This window comes from Bradyrhizobium sp. MI1.4 (assembly GCF_055811315.1).
Map to the genome: position 1 here is coordinate 35478 of NZ_JBVVPP010000041.1, position 16560 is coordinate 52037.

A 16560-nucleotide genomic window follows, 5' to 3' on the forward strand; every position below is an offset into this window, starting at 1 on the left:
TTGAGACCGAACCGATGTCGTCACTCCCCGAAGCCAAACTGGACGTCCTGCTCGCGCATCACGCCTCACTCGAGGCCGAATCGCTCGGTCAGCTCGCCTCCGAACGCTATGTGCAGATCACGCGTGAGCTCGCCGAGCTCACGCCATTGATCGAAGCGGCCAAGACCTATCGTTCGGCCCTCAAGGAGCTCGCCGACACCGAGGCGCTGATCGCCGATCCCGCGACCGATGCCGAGATGCGCGCCATGGCGGAAGCCGAGCGCGGCGAGCTGACGCCGAAGATCGAGGAGTTGGTCCAGAAGATCCGCGTCGCGCTGCTGCCGAAGGACGCCATGGACGATCGCAACGTGGTGCTGGAAATCCGCGCCGGCACCGGCGGCGACGAGGCTTCGCTGTTTGCCGGCGACCTGTTCCGGATGTACGAGCGCTTCGCGGCCCTGCAGGGCTGGAAGGTCGAGGTGATCTCGGCCAGCGAGGGCAGCGTCGGCGGCTACAAGGAAATCATCGCCGAGGTGCAGGGCCGCGGCGCGTTCTCGAAGCTGAAGTTCGAGTCCGGCGTGCACCGGGTGCAGCGCGTGCCGGACACCGAGACGCAGGGGCGCATCCACACATCCGCCGCCACTGTCGCCGTGATGCCCGAGGTCGAGGAGGTCGACGTCGAGATCCGGAACGATGATTTGCGTATCGAGACCATGCGCGCCGGAGGCGCCGGCGGCCAGCACGTTAACAAGACCGAATCGGCGATCCGCATCACCCACCTCCCGACCGGCATCGTGGTGATGATGCAGGATAGCCGCTCGCAGCACAAGAATCGCGCTTCCGCCATGAACATCCTGCGCTCGCGCATCTACGATGCCGAGCAGCAACGCCTCGACGCGGCGCGCTCGGCCGAGCGCAAGGAGAAGGTCGGCTCCGGCGACCGCAGCGAGCGCATCCGCACCTATAATTTCCCGCAAGGACGCGTCACCGATCACCGCATCAATTTGACGCTCTATAAGCTGCCGCAGGTGATGGCGGGCGAAGCGCTGGGCGAACTCACCGACGCGCTGACCACCGAGCACCAGGCCGCGCAGCTCGCCGCTCAGGGCGCGGCGGCGTAGAGCTCGCGGCTTCGCGCTTTCTTCAGCGCGTCCTCAGCGTCTCTTGGCTCGAAACGCTCGCAGGATCTTGCCCAAACCGGGCGCGGCGGCGCTGAGCTCGTCAAGATGGATGCGCGAGAGGGATCGCAGCTTCCGCTCGCCCTTCGCTGTCAGCTTGACCAGGACGCGCCGCGCGTCATCCGGGTCGGCTTCCCGGCCAATCAGCTTCAGTTTCGCCATGCGATCCACCAGCTCCACCGCGGTGTGGTGCCGGATCAGCAGGAAGCGCGCGATGTTGCCGACGCTGGCGCCGTCAGGGGCGGCCAATCCTTTGATCGCCAGCAGCGCCTGGTGCTGCTGCGGCGTCAAGCCGGCGCTCTGGGCCGCGGCTTCGCTGAAGGCCAGGAAGGTTCGGAGCTGATAGCGAAACTGCGCAAGCGCCCCGTAGTCGGCCTCGCGCATCGCGCCACCTTTTGTGGCCACAGCACGCGCCGGGCGTGTCGTCTTCCGCTTCGATGGGGCCATTCCCTGCCTGCGACGTCGAGCCAGCCGGCGCAACGGGCGGCCTCACCGAGACTAGCAAGGAAGGCCAAGCCGAACCAACCGACCGGCGCCCCGGATACACAAGTATCGCCACCTATTCGAAGCTGGACAGCAGGATCTTCACCAGGATGACCTGGAACGCGATCGGGATGCGGACGCTTTTCCGCCGGATCGAGCGCTGGAGCGCGCCGGCAATCTCGGCGCTGGTCAAGGCGCCCGCGGATGCATTGCTAATCAATTCCGCCCACATCTGCGACAGCGACCCCCCGGGCGGAATCACCGGCTTGATCGTCACGCCACAGCCCTGCGCCCAGTCGATGATTTCCCTCATCGTGTGAGGACCGCAATTGCGCGCGGTCGCGAGGCGTTCAGCCGTCAGCGCAAGCAGCAATTCGCGCGAGGGCGACCAGTTCCCCTTCGGCGGCTGCTCGGCAGTGAGCTCGACCGCGAGCTCCTTGAGGACGTTCTGGGCGCGCACGCTCAACTTCTGCATCGGACCTGGTGCGCGCTTCGCCTGAACGGGGCCGACGACGGGCCCGCGCCGGCCGGCCGGCCAGTTGCGCGGATCGGGCATGCGCGAGGCATCGCCGGACTGCGGTGTCGCCCGCTGCCCGCTCACCTCTTCCGGCCACGCCGCCTCCTGCCGCTCCGCACCTTGCGGCCACGACCGTCGCTTTCGGGTACCCGCCACTGTCGTCTGCCGCGCCATTTCTCTCGCCGAACCCGCCAGCCTCGTACTCACAAAGGCTAATATATATCGTGATACGATATGTTTTCACGAGATAATTTTCGGCGTTCGACCAAAGACGAAATTGACAGAAGGCGTTCACAAGCAATGCTTGCGCCCAAGAGCTACACGCGGATGTGACGTGCCCGGCGCGGACAGGCCTTCGAGGCCGGCTGCCGTCGGACAGGTCGTGCTTTGCCTGCAAACAAGAACGACGTTCGGAGGAAACGATCATGACTGACAATCTCATCCGCCGCGGCCTTTCGCGCCGTGGCCTGCTTCAGACCACCGCGGGCCTCATCGGTGGCGCGGTTCTGCCGGGGATGCCGGCGTTTGCCGAGGACAAGCCGGCGATCGGCTCCTACCCCGCAGGGGTCTCGGGCTCCACCGCCTTCATCGGCATCTCGGTGCCGCGCACCGGCACCTATGCCGTGCAGGGTGAAGACGAGCTCAAGGGCTACCAGCTCGCGATCGAGCACATCAATGAAGGCCACGAGCTGATCAAGAAGATCTCGCCCAAGACCAGCAAGGGCGTGCTCGGCAAGGAGCTGAAGTTCGGCGTCGCCGATTCCGCGGCCAAGCCGAACGAGGCAGTGCAGGCGCAGCAGCGCTTCATCAGCGAGAACAAGGCGATCATGATCACCGGCGGCACGTCGAGCGCCGTTGCGGTGGCGCTGAACAAGCTCGCCCAGCGCGAACATGTGATTTTCGTGTGCGGCATTTCCGGCTCGAACGATACCACTGGCAAGGATTGCGTCCGCTACGGCTTTCGCCAGAACTTCTACGGCCAGACTGCGGCCGCAGCGATCGGCCCGGTGATGGTACGTGAGTTCGGCAAGGGCAAGAAGGCGGCGTATCTGACTCCCGACTACACCTACGGCCACACCGTTACCAAATCGATGCAGGACTTCCTGGCGACCGCCGGCTGGACCACCGTGACCAACCAGGTCGCCCCGCTCGGCGCCCCCGACTATTCCTCATACCTGCTGAACGTCGCCAACTCCGGCGCCGACGTGCTGATCAACGTCAATTGGGGCCACGACGCGGTACTGTCGACACAACAGGCCAAGCAGTTTGGCGTGCTCGACAAGATGAAGCTGGTCGTGCCGTACCAGGTGCCTTTCATCGCGCGCGAGACCGGGGGCCTGATGCAGGGCGTCTACGCCGCCACCGACTATTGGTGGACCATCGAGGACAAGTTCCCGCTGGCGAAAATGTTCAACGAAGCGTTCGAGAAGAAGTACGGCTACAAGCCCGAATGGGGCGCCGAGAACGCCTATGTCAGCTTCGCGCATTGGGCGCACATGTGCGAGCAGGCCGGCAGCTTCAGTCCGCCTGACGTGATCAAGACCTACGAGAAGGGCGAGACGATCCCCTCCCTGGTCGGCGACGTCCATTACCGCCCGGAGGATCACCAATGCGTCCGCCCGGTGATCATCGTCAAGGGCAAGCAGCAGAAGGACATGAAGAACAAGGAAGACTGGTACGACGTCGTCGAGATCGTCCCGGGTGAGGGCCTGATGCAGAAGCCCGACGCCTTCGGCTGCCATCTCGGCGACTACAGCTGAGACCTCGCCAACCCCTGTGACGCCGCGGACTGCACTCCGGTCCCGCGGCGTCGCCTTTTTCTGACGCGCAACAGCGCGCGCCACAACAGCGATTGTCCTATGATAAGTTGGCCCAACCTCGTTTCACAGCTTTTCAACGGGCTCGCGCTCGGCGCCCTGCTCGCGCTGATCAGCTCCGGCCTGACCATCATCTACGGCACGCTCGGCGTGCTCAACCTCGCACACGGCGCGATGTTCATGATCGGCGGCTATGCCGGCTTCGTCGCCTACCAGTACACGGAGTCGTTCATCCTTGCCGTGATCGCGGGCTCCCTGTTCGTGATGCTGCTCGGCGTTCTCATGGAACGCGTCATCATCCGTCATTTCTATCATCGTCCGCACGAGGATCAGCTGCTCGTGACGTTCGGGCTCGGCATCTGTTTCGTCGAGCTCGTGCGCCTGATCTTCTCGAGCCAGTCGCAGCTGGTGCCGCCGCCGGCGCTATTCCAGGGCATCACCAATCTCGGCTTCATGTTCTATCCGACCTACCGCCTCGCCGTCGTCGGCATCGTCGCGATCGCCCTCGGCGCATTGTTCATCGTGCTCTACCGGACCCGGCTGGGCATGATTGTGCGCGCCGGGATCGAGGATTCGGTGATGGTGGATTCGCTTGGCATCAATGTCTATCGCGTCTTCATGGTGGTCTTCGGCATCGGCGCAATGGCCGCCGGCTTTGCCGGCATCGTCAACGCGCCGGTGGTGTCGCTGACACCGGGCATCGGTGACGACATCCTGGTCCAGACTTTCGTGGTGGTGGTGATCGGTGGCGTCGGTTCGTTCCCCGGCGCAATTCTCGGCGGCCTGATCGCCGGCGAGATCATCAGCGTCACCTCCATGTTCAACCCCGGCTATGCCTATGTGATGCTGTTTGCGGCGATGACGCTCGTACTCGTGGTACGACCGCATGGCCTGCTCGGCGTCCAGGGCCGCGAGTAAGCGATCACCTGATGCTCAAGCAACGCCCCTTCCTGATCGAAGCCCTGACTGCGATCGGCTTGATCGCAGCCCCCTTCGTGCTGCCTCATCTCGGCTTCGCGCCGAACACCGTGAACAGGATCCTGGTCTGGGGCCTGTTCGGGCTCGGCTTCGACATCCTGTTCGGCTTCACCGGCCTGCTCTCGTTCGGCCAGTCCGCCTTCTACGGCACCGGCGGCTTCGTCGCCGCCTACCTGCTGACCCGCGCGGGCTTCGGCAACGTGCTGGGCGCGCTGATCATCGGCATGATCGCGGCCGCAGCGACCGGCTACCTGATCGGCCTGATCGCATTGCGCCGCACCGGCATCTATTTCGCGATGATCACCGTGGCAATCGCGGAAGTGTTCTTCTTCGTCGAATTCAATCCACTTTCCGATTTCACCGGCGGCGAAAACGGCCTGCCCGGCGTGCCGACGCCGAGCTTCAATCTCGGCTTCACCTCCATCCACTTCACCAATGGCTGGTCGCTCTATCAGTTCATCGCGCTGTGCTATTTCGTCGGCGTCGTCATCGCCCTCAGGATCGTGCGCTCGCCGGTCGGCGCGGTTCTGAGTGCGATCCGCGACAATCCGCTGCGCGCCACGGCGGTCGGCCACAACATCCATGGCTACAAGCTGACCGCCTTCGTGATCGCAGCCGCTTACGCGGGCTTCGCCGGCGGACTGCTCGGCGTGCTCCAGGCCTTCATGCCGCCCGACGCCTTCACCTTCGACACCTCGGGCCAGCTCGTGATGCAGACGGCCATCGGCGGCAGGGGCACGCTGTTCGGACCGCTGGTCGGCGCAACCGTTTGGCTGTTCCTTCAGGACTTCCTGCAGTCCGCACTGGGCCTCGGCGCAGCCTGGAAGTTGGTGCTGGGTGTCGTGTTCGTGCTGCTGGTCTGCTTCCTGCGCGGCGGCATCATCGGCGGCCTTGCCGATCTCTACCGCCTCGTCTCGGGAAAGCGAAAGCAGGCGGATGCGGAGATGGAGCAGGACGCCGCTGACACCGAGGCCAGGCTGCAACCTCCACCGGCGCCGATGCAGGCCAAGGAGGTCGAGCACCCCGCCTATTCCGGGCCGATCCTGAAAGCCACCGGCCTGACCAAGCGCTATGGCGGCCTCGTTGCCAACAGCGACATCGATTTCAGCGTCAATCGGGGCGAGCTGCGCGGGATCATCGGCCCCAACGGCGCCGGCAAATCAACCTTTTTCAAGATGCTGACCTGCGAGATCGCGCCGAGCTCCGGCCAGATCGTGTTCGAGGGCCGCGACATCACGGGATTGAAGGTCACCGAGGTTTGCCAGCTCGGACTGACCAAAAGCTACCAGGTCAACCAGCTCTTCACCGGGTTGACGGTGCGGGAGAACCTGACGATCGCAGCCCTTGCCGAACTGCGCGGAAAATTCCGGCTCGACCTGTTCCGCACGCTCGGCGGCGTCAAGGACCTGACGGAGCAGGTGGCGCACACGCTCGCTTTGGTGAACCTGACCCGTCGTGCCGACACGCCCGTGTCCGAGCTCGCCTATGGCGAGAAGCGCAGGCTGGAAATCGGGCTTGCGCTCGCCACGTCGCCGCGCCTGTTGCTGCTTGACGAGCCGCTCGCCGGCATGAGCCCGCGAGAGCGTCTCGAGACCGTCAAGCTGCTCAAGTCGATCGCGCGCGGCCGTACCATGATCATCATCGACCACGACATGGATTCGCTGTTTGAGTTGGTCGAGCGCGTCACCGTGCTCCAGGAAGGCCGGGTGCTGGTCTCCGGCACGCCGGAGGAAATCAAGGCCAACGCCGCCGTCCAGGAAGCCTATCTCGGTGGCGTGCACGGAGAGATCGCGGCATGAGCCTGATCGAGGTCAACGGCCTGAACAGCTATTACGGGGACTCCCACATCCTGTTCGACGTCGCCATGCATGTCGAGCGTCACGAGGTGGTGGCGCTGCTCGGACGCAACGGCGCCGGCAAGAGCACCACGCTGAAGAGCCTTATGGGCGTCGTGACGCCGCGTAGCGGCAGCGTGAAATTCGACGGCATCGATATCGCCGGGCGCAAGAGCCACAGAATCGCGCAGGCCGGCATGCAGCTCGTGCACGAGGAACGCCGCATTTTCGGCAGCCTGTCGGTGGAGGAAAACATCGTCCTCGCCGGCATCACCGCGCCGAAACGCTGGCCGCTCGATCGCATCTACGAGATGTTTCCGCGGCTGAAGCAGCGGCGCAACAACCGCGGCACCGAGCTATCCGGGGGCGAACAGCAGATGCTCGCGATCGCACGGGCGCTCGTGCGTGATCCCAAGATCGTGCTGCTGGACGAGCCGTTCGAGGGACTCGCGCCCGTCATCGTCCACGATCTGGTCAAGGCCTGCCGCGAGCTCGCCGCCGCCGGCCAGACCATCGTGCTGGTCGAGCAGAACCTGGCGGCGACGCTGGCGCTGGCGACACGGATCTACATCATCAACAACGGACATATCGTGCACGAAGGGCCGGCGCGGGAGCTCAAGGCCCAGCCGGAGCTGCTCCAGCGCTATCTCGGCGTCTAGAGAGCGGCGATCATTCGCCTGGCGTGAGCGGCGAGCACCGCCGTGTCCTCCTTGCGCGTCTGCGCCGGCAGCAGCTCGATTCCGGCCCTGACCGGCATGACGTGCATGTGCAGGTGAAAGACCACCTGGCCGCTGGCCGGCTCGCTGAACTGCTGAAGGATGATGCCCTCGGCGTCGAACGCCTTCATCGCGGCAATCGCGATCCGCTTGGCGGTTCGGGCGACCGCGGCGAGGTCGTCATCCGCGATGTCGAGGATGCCGCGTGCCGGCGCCCGGGGAACGACCAGCGTGTGCCCGGGCGAACGCGGCATGATGTCGAGGAAGGCGAGGCTACGGTCGTCCCTGAAAACCTCGAAACAGGGGATCTCGCCACGCAGGATCTTTGCGAAGACGTTCTGATCGTCGTAGGGCGTCATGGACCCTCCTTGGTTGCGAGGCGCGATCTGACGCGCTCCTTTTCATTGACGCAAGCAAGCCAGCCGATCTATCCACGATGCTAGGCAGGATGGTTCCATTGGCGACAGATTTCGATCCCGGACACAGCATCGAGAGTGCGCGGCGCGTGCTTGCGGCACGGCTGCAATCGGCCGGCATCGAGCAGCCCGCCCTCGATGCGCGCCTGCTCGTCGGAGCTGCGCTGAGGCTTGATCTGACCGGGATGGTGACGCAGGCGGGCCGACAACTCGCGCCTGAAGAGGCTGCGCGGCTGGAAGCGTATGCGCAGCGCCGGCTCGCGCATGAGCCCGTCGCCCGCATTCTCGGCGCTCGGGAATTCTGGGGCCTGCCGTTCCAGCTATCCGAGGCGACGCTGGTCCCGCGGCCGGATACCGAGACCGTGGTCGAACTGGCGCTCGAGATCTTTCATGGGCTTACGAATTCGGGACGGCGCCCGTGCATCGCCGATATCGGCACCGGATCCGGCGCCATCCTGCTCGCGCTGCTGCACGAAATTCCCGGCGCCGTCGGCGTCGGCACCGATCTCAGTCTGACCGCGCTCAAGACCGCCAGAGACAACGCCGCGGCTCTTGGCCTCGCCGACCGCGCCAGCTTCGTCGGCTGCTCCTACGCAGCGGCGCTCCGCGGCCCGTTCGACCTCGTCGTGTCGAATCCGCCCTATATCCCGTCGGCCGAAATTCCGAAATTGAGCATCGAGGTGCGCGAGCACGATCCGCACCTGGCGCTCGACGGCGGCAATGACGGTTACGACGCCTATCGCGCCCTGATCCCGCAGGCGACTGAACGTCTCGCTCCCGGCGGAGCACTGATCGTCGAGGCCGGACAGGGCCAGGCCCGAAATATTGAAACCTTGATGACGGCTGCCGCGTTGGTCGTGGACAGGCCGCCCAAGGCCGATCTGGCGGGAATCCCACGGGCGGTTTCGGCCCGGAAAATGCCCCCATAAAAGCCGGATTGGGCTGCAAAAAACCTCTTGGAATATCCCTTGGGAACGACTACCTTCCTATCAACACATCGGTGCCGGCCCCGTAGACCTACGGGCGAAAGCCGGGCTCTCGGGCGAGAGCTTACTGATAATGGTTCCAAGCCGCAGGTCCTGTTGAGCGCGATGGCCATTTGAGCTGCGCTGCTTACCGACCGCAACGTGAACGAAAGCCTGATATTGCGCTTGAAGACTTACGCAACAAAGCAGGGCTTGTTTCGGCAGGCGATATGAATGGGTTCGCTGGCGATGGATGCTGGCGGTGGGGAACGCGTCTTTTGTTGAACGCGACGGTCGACGAACATCGGCAGGGATCAATCCGCTCTTGCGTGCGGTTGCGCGCAAGCGATGTGAACCGCTGTCATCAGGTCACTCTCGGCAATCAGTAATGCGTGCAACCTTTAGGGCTGGAATTAAAGGCAGGACATGAGAAACGGTCAGAACAAGCAGCGGATGCGCAACCGCAACAATAATAATAACAATAACAACAATAATAACCGGCGCGGCCAGAACCCGATGACCCGGGTCTACGAGTCCAACGGACCTGACATCAAGATCCGCGGCACGGCTTCGCATATTGCTGAAAAGTATCTCCAGCTCGCGCGCGACGCGCGCTCATCCGGAGACCCCGTTGCGGCCGAGAACTACTACCAGCATGCCGAGCATTATTTTCGTCTGATCGCGACGGCTCAGGAACAGTTCCGGCAGAACCAGCAACCGCGCGGCGACGAGCCCATCAGCAACAACAGCGGTGACGACGGCGAGGACGACGGCGAGAATTTCTCGAATTTCGGCCAGGAACCGGGTTTTGTCCCACAGCCGCCACCGCCGCCCTTCACCCGCGACCGCGACGGCCCGCGCGATCATCAGCCGCGTGATCATCAGCCCCGCGACAACCATGCTTATCAGCGCGACAACCAGCAGCCGCGCGAGCATCGCGAACGCGACCATCGTCCGCAGCCGCAATATCAGCCCCAGCCGCAACCGCTACCGCTGAACCAGCCTCAGCCCGTCGTCGCCGACGCCGTCAGCGTCGATCGTTTGCCTTCCTTCATCACCGGCCCGCAGCCGCAGGTGAGCGGTGGCGCGCCCGGCCAGGCCGGCTTCGAAGGTGGTGGTGGCGAGCGCTTTCCGCGGCGGCGCCGCCGCCCGAATGGCCCGCGCCCCGAGCGCGAAGCCGCTCCGGCCGCCTCAAGCGACGAAGTGGCTCCCGGCGAGTAAGCCTTTCGCCGGACATCTTGCCAGATGTCCTGACCCGAATCGTCCCGGCATGTCCGGGACGATTTGTTTTTAGCCGCGCGTCGCCGTCGTCGAGGATGGTACCAGCACCGGCTTCGCCAGTGATGGAATGAGCCGCGCCCGCTCGCGCTTGGCGGGGATCGCGCGGTAGACCTGCTTGGTCGCCTCGACGATGTGCACGCCGGCGAAGGGCAGCGACAGCGCCGCGCCGGCCCGCTCCCACATCTGTGCGGATTTCAGCACCCAGCCCCCGGCATAGGGCGGCATGAACAGCGCCTCGCCCCAGGCGGTCGGGGTGAACCAGGTCTGGCGCAACAGGTCCGTGATCTGCGAACGCGAATAGGGCCGGCCGTGACCGAACGGCGTGCTGTCGGTGCGGGTCCACACCCCGCGCCGGTTCGGGATGACCGCAATCACGCGACCGGACGGCGACAGCACGCGCCATGCCTCGCGCAGCAGCGCGGCCGGATCGTCCGACATTTCCAGTGCGTGGACCAGCAGGATGCGATCGACCGCGGCGTCGGGAAGCGGCAGCGAGAACTCGTCCACCAGCGAGGCAAGCGCCGGCCGTCCGGTGGGCCATTTCAGGACGCCCTGGGCCGAGGGCATGAAGGCGATGCAGCGCTCCGCGTCCTCGCGGAACAACCCGAGATAGGGCGTGGGATAGCCGAAGCCGAGCACCCGCTGGCCATCGACGCGCGGCCAGCGCTCCCGAATGCCACGATTGATCATTTGCCGCGCCACAATCCCGAGGCGACGGGAGTAGAACTCGCGGAGGTCGACGACATCAATGGTCATGATCGCAATGTAACATGCACGAGGCGGCCCCCGCGCGCGGAATATTGCATTGCCTGCGCAACGTTAACGCCATATTTGTCTGACGGAGCTGAGCGCGATCGGAGATGACATGGCCGCCGAAATTCGTACTTTCACCTGTTTAAACGACAATTTCGGTTACCTCATCCACGATGTGGAAACCAAGGCGACGGCGTCGATCGACGCGCCGGAGGCCGGCCCCATCGTGAGGGCGCTCGAGCGCGAGGGGTGGCAGCTCACCGACATTCTGATCACCCATCATCATGGCGATCATGTCGGCGGGGTCGCCGAACTCAAGCAGAGATACAATTGCCGCGTCGTCGCGCCGCATGACAAGACGACGGAGATCGCAGACGTCGACCTGCGCGTCGCCAATGCCGAAATCGTCAGGGTCGGCAGCTTGCTGGGGCGCGTACTGGAGACGCCCGGCCACACGCTCGACCACATCTCCTATGTGTTCGACACCGACAAAGCGCTGTTCGCCGGCGACACGCTGTTCTCGATCGGCTGCGGCCGCGTGTTCGAGGGCACCTATCCGATGATGTGGGATTCGCTTCTGAAGCTGCGTGCCCTGCCCGACGACTTCAAGCTCTATTGCGGCCATGAATACACGGCCTCCAACGTCAAGTTCGCGCTGACCGTCGACCCCGACAATGCGGCGCTGCAGGCGCGCGCGGCGGAGGTGGCGAGGCTGCGGGCCGAGAACAAGCCGACCATTCCCGCGCTGCTTGGTGACGAGAAGCGGACAAACGTGTTCCTGCGCGCCGACGAACCCTCGATCGCAGCCAGGCTGCACATGAAGGGCGCGGATGCCACCGCGGTGTTCGGCGAGCTGCGCGAGCGCAAGAACAAGTCTTGAAGAACAGATCCTGACGGGAATCGATGCCGACCGCAGCCGAGATCATCGCGCGCCTCGAACTCCGCCCGCATCCCGAAGGCGGGCATTACCGAGAGACGTTTCGCGACCAGACCACCGACGCCAACGGCCGCGCGCGCTCGACCCTGATCTATTTTCTGCTGGCGCGCGGCGAGCGTTCGCACTGGCATCGCATCGATGCTGTCGAGAGCTGGCACTATTACGCCGGCAGCCCGCTGACCCTGCGGATAGCGCACGAAGGCTGCTCCCAGCACGAGGTACGGCTCGGTACGGACCTGTTGAACGGCGAGCGGCCACAGGCGATCGTGCCGGCCGATGCGTGGCAGACGGCAGAGACCACCGGCGAGTGGACCCTGGTCGGCTGCACCGTGGCGCCCGCCTTCGAGTTCGCGAAGTTCGAGCTCGCGCCGAAGGGCTGGGAGCCCTAAGGCCCTGTCGCTTCGGCTTGCGCCGGCAATGATGCTACCGCTTCCGCAGCAACATGTCCTTCGCCGCAATCAGGCCGCCGCCGGCGATCAGGATCGCGGCGATGGTGATGTTGGCGCTGGCATTGGCAAAGCCAGCGGCGATGAGGAAGCCGGTCGAGAGCAGCGGCGTCGCATAGGAGGCGGCGCCGAGCACGCGGATGTCGCCACGCTTCATGCCGATGTCCCAGGCGTAGAACGCAGCACCGACGGGGCCGATGCCGAGCGCGATGACGGAGAGCCATTGCAGCGTCGTGTCCGGCCACACCGTGGTTTCAAGCAGTCCATGCATCAGCGCGGCGAGCACCGCGGTGGCGAGGCAGAATCCCGCGACCGCATCGGTCGGCACCGCCTTCAGTCGCCGCGACAACACCGAATAGATCGCCCACACGAACGCTGCGATGAAGGCCGCGGCCAAACCCGGCAATTGTCCCTGCGTGAAGCCCGAGGTGTTACCGGCGAACAGCAGCACGGTGCCGACGAGGCCGAGCAGGGCGCCAACGACGTGATGCACGGCAAGCCGCTCGCCCGGCAGAAACGACGAGAACAGCACGATCAGGAGCGGCCACAGATAATTCAGCAGGCCGGCTTCAGCCGGTGGCGCAAAGCGCAGCGCGAGGAAATACAGCGCGTGATAGCCGAACAGTCCGCCGACACCGACGATCCACACGACCAGCGGCTGACGCAGGCTTTTGGCCGCTGCGCCGCGGCCGATCCAGGTGAGCAGGCCGACGAGCCCGCCGATCGCGAACGTCATCGCGGCCAGCTGGAATGCCGGGATCTTTCCGGTCGCCACCGTCATCACTGACAGCAGCGACCACATCAGGATCGCGGTCAATCCGATCAGCGTTGCGGTGCGGGGAGTCATCGATCAAAGGCTCTGAGGACGTTTATGCCCGGCACAAGGCCGGGCATTTTCGTCTTCACTATCGCCTTGTCGCGACTGAAGCTACATATTTTGCCTCAGCGACGTTGCGCCAAGAGAATGGGCGCCATCAGGCCTGATATTGGCCGCCATTGATGGTCAGCGTCGAGCCGGTCATGAAGCCGGCCTCGTCCGCCGCCAGGAACACGACCGCACGTGCGATCTCTTCCGGTTCGCCGAGCCGGTTAACCGGGATCTGCGGGATCACGTTCTTTTCCAGGACGTCCTTTGGCACTGCCTGCACCATTTCGGTGTTGATGTAGCCGGGGCAGATCGCGTTGACGGTGATGCCGCCCTTGGCGTTCTCGAGCGCGAGTGCCTTGGTGAAGCCGATGTCACCGGCCTTCGCCGCGGAATAGTTGACCTGGCCAAACTGTCCCTTTTGACCGTTGATCGACGAGATCGAAATGATGCGGCCGAACTTGCGCGCACGCATGCCTTCAATGATGGGACGCGTCATGTTGAACAGCGAACCGAGATTGGTATTGATGACGGCGTTCCACTGATCGAGCGTCATCTTGTGGAAGGCGGTGTCGCGGGTGATGCCGGCATTGTTGACGAGCACGTCGATCGGGCCGACCTCGGCCTCGACCTTCCTCACACCCTCGGCGCAGGCATCGAAACTGCTGACGTCCCATTTGTAGACGGCGATGCCGGTCTCGGCCTTGAACTTCTCTGCCGCCGCGTCGTTGCCGGCATAGCTCGCCGCAACCTTGTAGCCGGCCGCCTTCAGCGCCTTGCTGATCGCAGCTCCGATGCCCCGCGTACCACCCGTCACCAATGCAACACGTGCCATATCGTATTTCCTTCCCTTGGACTCTTCGGACGTTTCTGAGTGATCGTTTTTAAGTGCGGATTATGGGGGACGTTTGACGGACATCAAGAACAAAACGCCCGGCGTCGAGCCGGGCGTTTCTCTTTAGTCGAGGCTTGTACGGTTGCGAAGAATATTTGATTTGCAACCGCTGCCTTTTTAATCGCGTGCAACGCACTCAGTCACGTGTGCAGCGCACGCGCAAATGACGCGTCAACTATCTCAGTCGCGCGCCACACACATCGCGATACCCATGCCGCCACCGATGCACAGCGTGGCGAGGCCCTTCTTCGAATCGCGCTTCTGCATCTCGTGGAGCAGCGTCACCAGCACGCGGGCGCCGGAGGCACCGACCGGATGGCCGATCGCGATCGCGCCGCCGTTGACGTTGACCTTGGAGGTATCCCAGCCGAGGTCCTTGTTGACGGCACAGGCTTGCGCAGCGAAGGCTTCGTTGGCCTCGATCAGGTCGAGATCGCCGACGTTCCAGCCGGCCTTCTTCAGCGCGGCACGCGAGGCCGGGATCGGGCCCGAGCCCATGATCTTCGGATCGACGCCCGCCTGCGCCCAGGACACGATGCGCGCGAGCGGCTTCTTGCCTTCCTTGGCGGCCTGCTTGGCGGTCATCAGCACCACGGCAGCAGCGCCGTCGTTGATGCCGGACGCCGAGCCCGCGGTGACCGTGCCGTCCTTCTCGAAGGCGGGACGAAGCTTCGCCATCGCGTCGACCGTTGCGCCATGGCGCGGATATTCGTCGGCGCTGACGACGACATCGCCCTTGCGTCCCTTGATGGTGACGGGAACGATTTCGTCGTTGAATTTACCGGCCTTCTGCGCGGCCTCGGCCTTCTGCTGCGAGGCCACCGCAAACTCGTCCTGCTGGGCGCGGGTGATCTGCCACTGCCGCGCGACGTTCTCGGCGGTGTTGCCCATGTGATAACCGTTGAAGGCGTCCCACAGGCCGTCCTTGATCATGGTGTCGATGAATTCGACTGCCCCCATCTTGACGCCGCCGCGCAGATACTGGGCGTGCGGAGCCATGCTCATGGATTCCTGGCCGCCGGCGACCACGATCTCGGAATCGCCGTTGAGCAGCGCCTGATAGCCGAGCGCAACGGTGCGCAGGCCCGAGCCGCAGAGCTGGTTGACGCCCCAGGCCGGGCTCTCGACCGGAATGCCGGCATTGATCGAAGCCTGACGGGCCGGGTTCTGGCCCTGGGCGGCGGTCAGGATCTGGCCCATGATGACTTCGGAGACCCGGCCGGGCTCGATGCCGCCGCGCTCCAGCGCGGCCTTGATGGCAATGGCGCCGAGATCATGGGCGGGAAGGGTTGCGAACGCTCCGTTGAAGCTTCCGACCGGGGTGCGGGCGGCGCTGACGATGACGACATCGTCTGACATGGGCATCTCCTGGGTTGAATGGGGGCAGACGGGGCTGGGGAAACGGCTCGCCAGTCTCGGACGGCATCCTGTTAACGTCGTTGAGGCATGTCAATCGGCCGGTGGCCGAATTCATCCCGCAGCGCATTCAAAATAGCGTTCTTGGCGCTTTCGCAAGCACGTTTTTGCTGCCCGATTAACCGTGGCGCACAAAACGGTAGCGTGACCCCTTTGAAAATGCTTATTTTGTTGCGTTGCGTACTCTTCCCGCCCTGCGGCATAGCCCGTCAGGTTCCCGTTCTCCGCGCTTGCAAGTGAGAGCCCATGGCGAAATCAGACCAACCCACCACCATCAAGAAATACGCGAACCGCCGGCTCTATAACACCGGGACGAGCACTTACGTGACGCTGGAAGACCTCGCCGCCATGGTCAAGGACGGCGAAGATTTCCTGGTTTACGACGCCAAGACTGGCGACGACATCACCCGCTCCGTGCTTGCCCAGATCATCTTCGAGCAGGAGAACAAGGCCGGCCAGAACCTGCTCCCGACCACCTTCCTGCGCCAGCTGATCCGCTTCTACGGCGACAGCATGCAGATGGTGGTGCCGAAATATCTGGAGCAGGCCATCGCCTCGCTCACTCAGGAGCAGGAGAAGTTCCGCAAGCAGATCGCCACCTCGCTGTCCGGAACCCCGTTTGCGCCGCTGGAGGAACAGGTCCGCCGCAACATGGAGCTGTTCCAGCAGACCTTCTCGATGTTCAAGCCTTTCGCGCCCGGCGCAGCCCGCCCCGCGGGCTCCGCGGAGCCGGCGCCCGAGGCGGCCGCCGAAGCCCCAAAGGACAGCAATATCGACGATCTGCGCCAGCAGATGAAGGACATGCAGGAACGCCTCGAGCGGATGTCGAAGAAGGACGAGTAGGTCCTCTCGTTCGCGCTCGCGTCGCGAGCGCCGCGGCCCGCTGATTTCCTCAGCAGTCCCCCACCTCGGGGGGTGGGGGGGGCCGGGCGCCGGAAAACCACCCACCACCCCCGGGGCGGGGGCGGGGGGGGGGGGGGGGGGGGGCGGGGGGGGGGGGGGGGGGGGGGGCGGGGGGCGGGGCGGGGGGGGGGGCGGCGCGGGGCGGGGCGGGGGGGGGGGGGGGGGGGGGGGGGGGGGGGG

The 16560-nt window shown here is 64.6% G+C and carries 18 protein-coding genes; 10 read left to right on the forward strand and 8 right to left on the reverse strand.

The window, feature by feature from the left end; genetic code table 11:
* Positions 1-14 precede the first annotated feature (14 nt).
* Positions 15-1100: a peptide chain release factor 1 gene (gene prfA, locus AC0L23_RS30070; RefSeq protein WP_473357670.1), complete on the forward strand. Its 1086-nt coding sequence runs from the start codon at positions 15-17 to the stop codon at positions 1098-1100.
* A 33-nt stretch (positions 1101-1133) separates the two neighbouring features.
* On the opposite strand, the gene AC0L23_RS30075 is transcribed toward prfA, so the two are convergent.
* Positions 1134-1604, reverse strand: coding sequence for a MarR family winged helix-turn-helix transcriptional regulator (locus tag AC0L23_RS30075; RefSeq protein WP_085357835.1), 471 nt, complete (start codon positions 1602-1604; stop codon positions 1134-1136).
* Between the two features lie 112 nt (positions 1605-1716).
* A complete protein-coding gene (locus AC0L23_RS30080) occupies positions 1717-2313 on the reverse strand; it encodes a hypothetical protein (RefSeq protein WP_473297370.1) in 597 nt (198 codons plus the stop codon).
* A gap of 269 nt (positions 2314-2582) precedes the next feature.
* Here AC0L23_RS30080 and AC0L23_RS30085 point away from each other — a divergent pair, with 269 nt between their 5' ends.
* From AC0L23_RS30085 to AC0L23_RS30100, 4 genes are all read left to right on the forward strand, one after another.
* Complete coding sequence (locus AC0L23_RS30085) at positions 2583-3917, forward strand: substrate-binding protein (RefSeq protein WP_018452891.1); 1335 nt, start codon at positions 2583-2585, stop codon at positions 3915-3917.
* Between the two features lie 99 nt (positions 3918-4016).
* Complete coding sequence (locus tag AC0L23_RS30090; protein ID WP_085348400.1) at positions 4017-4892, forward strand: branched-chain amino acid ABC transporter permease; 876 nt, start codon at positions 4017-4019, stop codon at positions 4890-4892.
* 11 nt (positions 4893-4903) lie between these two features.
* Positions 4904-6751 carry a branched-chain amino acid ABC transporter ATP-binding protein/permease gene (locus AC0L23_RS30095; RefSeq protein ID WP_085357839.1) on the forward strand — a complete coding sequence of 616 codons (1848 nt, stop codon included), beginning with the start codon at positions 4904-4906 and terminating at the stop codon, positions 6749-6751.
* Complete coding sequence (locus AC0L23_RS30100; RefSeq protein ID WP_018452888.1) at positions 6748-7446, forward strand: ABC transporter ATP-binding protein; 699 nt, start codon at positions 6748-6750, stop codon at positions 7444-7446. The genes AC0L23_RS30095 and AC0L23_RS30100 overlap by 4 nt, the downstream gene beginning before the upstream one ends.
* On the opposite strand, the gene AC0L23_RS30105 is transcribed toward AC0L23_RS30100, so the two are convergent.
* Positions 7443-7862: an HIT family protein gene (locus tag AC0L23_RS30105; RefSeq protein WP_018452887.1), complete on the reverse strand. Its 420-nt coding sequence runs from the start codon at positions 7860-7862 to the stop codon at positions 7443-7445. The two genes, AC0L23_RS30100 and AC0L23_RS30105, sit on opposite strands and share 4 nt — an antisense overlap.
* A gap of 89 nt (positions 7863-7951) precedes the next feature.
* Here AC0L23_RS30105 and prmC point away from each other — a divergent pair, with 89 nt between their 5' ends.
* Both prmC and AC0L23_RS30115 read left to right on the forward strand, forming a co-directional pair.
* Positions 7952-8848 (forward strand): peptide chain release factor N(5)-glutamine methyltransferase, encoded by an 897-nt coding sequence (gene prmC / locus AC0L23_RS30110; protein WP_085348402.1) that lies wholly within the window; start codon positions 7952-7954, stop codon positions 8846-8848.
* A 462-nt stretch (positions 8849-9310) separates the two neighbouring features.
* Complete coding sequence (locus AC0L23_RS30115; protein ID WP_018452885.1) at positions 9311-10105, forward strand: DUF4167 domain-containing protein; 795 nt, start codon at positions 9311-9313, stop codon at positions 10103-10105.
* Between the two features lie 69 nt (positions 10106-10174).
* Here AC0L23_RS30115 and AC0L23_RS30120 read toward each other — a convergent pair whose 3' ends face one another.
* Positions 10175-10921 (reverse strand): class I SAM-dependent methyltransferase, encoded by a 747-nt coding sequence (locus AC0L23_RS30120; RefSeq protein WP_007599158.1) that lies wholly within the window; start codon positions 10919-10921, stop codon positions 10175-10177.
* A gap of 109 nt (positions 10922-11030) precedes the next feature.
* Here AC0L23_RS30120 and gloB point away from each other — a divergent pair, with 109 nt between their 5' ends.
* Together gloB and AC0L23_RS30130 are read left to right on the forward strand one after the other, a co-directional pair.
* The gene (gene gloB, locus AC0L23_RS30125; RefSeq protein WP_085348403.1) at positions 11031-11798 is read left to right on the forward strand and encodes a hydroxyacylglutathione hydrolase; all 768 of its coding nucleotides are present in this window, start codon (positions 11031-11033) and stop codon (positions 11796-11798) included.
* A 23-nt stretch (positions 11799-11821) separates the two neighbouring features.
* Positions 11822-12244: a cupin domain-containing protein gene (locus AC0L23_RS30130; protein ID WP_018452883.1), complete on the forward strand. Its 423-nt coding sequence runs from the start codon at positions 11822-11824 to the stop codon at positions 12242-12244.
* A gap of 34 nt (positions 12245-12278) precedes the next feature.
* Here AC0L23_RS30130 and yddG read toward each other — a convergent pair whose 3' ends face one another.
* The 3 genes from yddG to AC0L23_RS30145 form a co-directional block, all read right to left on the reverse strand.
* A complete protein-coding gene (yddG, locus tag AC0L23_RS30135) occupies positions 12279-13148 on the reverse strand; it encodes an aromatic amino acid exporter YddG (RefSeq protein ID WP_018452882.1) in 870 nt (289 codons plus the stop codon).
* Between the two features lie 127 nt (positions 13149-13275).
* Complete coding sequence (gene phbB, locus AC0L23_RS30140; protein ID WP_085357841.1) at positions 13276-14001, reverse strand: acetoacetyl-CoA reductase; 726 nt, start codon at positions 13999-14001, stop codon at positions 13276-13278.
* 240 nt (positions 14002-14241) lie between these two features.
* Positions 14242-15420 (reverse strand): acetyl-CoA C-acetyltransferase, encoded by a 1179-nt coding sequence (locus tag AC0L23_RS30145; RefSeq protein WP_018452880.1) that lies wholly within the window; start codon positions 15418-15420, stop codon positions 14242-14244.
* Positions 15421-15723: 303 nt separating this feature from the next.
* Between AC0L23_RS30145 and phaR the strand changes: the two genes are divergently transcribed.
* A complete protein-coding gene (phaR, locus tag AC0L23_RS30150) occupies positions 15724-16320 on the forward strand; it encodes a polyhydroxyalkanoate synthesis repressor PhaR (protein WP_085357843.1) in 597 nt (198 codons plus the stop codon).
* 49 nt (positions 16321-16369) lie between these two features.
* Here the strand turns inward: phaR and AC0L23_RS30155 are convergent.
* Positions 16370-16560 (reverse strand): hypothetical protein (locus AC0L23_RS30155; RefSeq protein ID WP_473357671.1); only part of this gene is annotated, 191 nt, incomplete at its 5' end.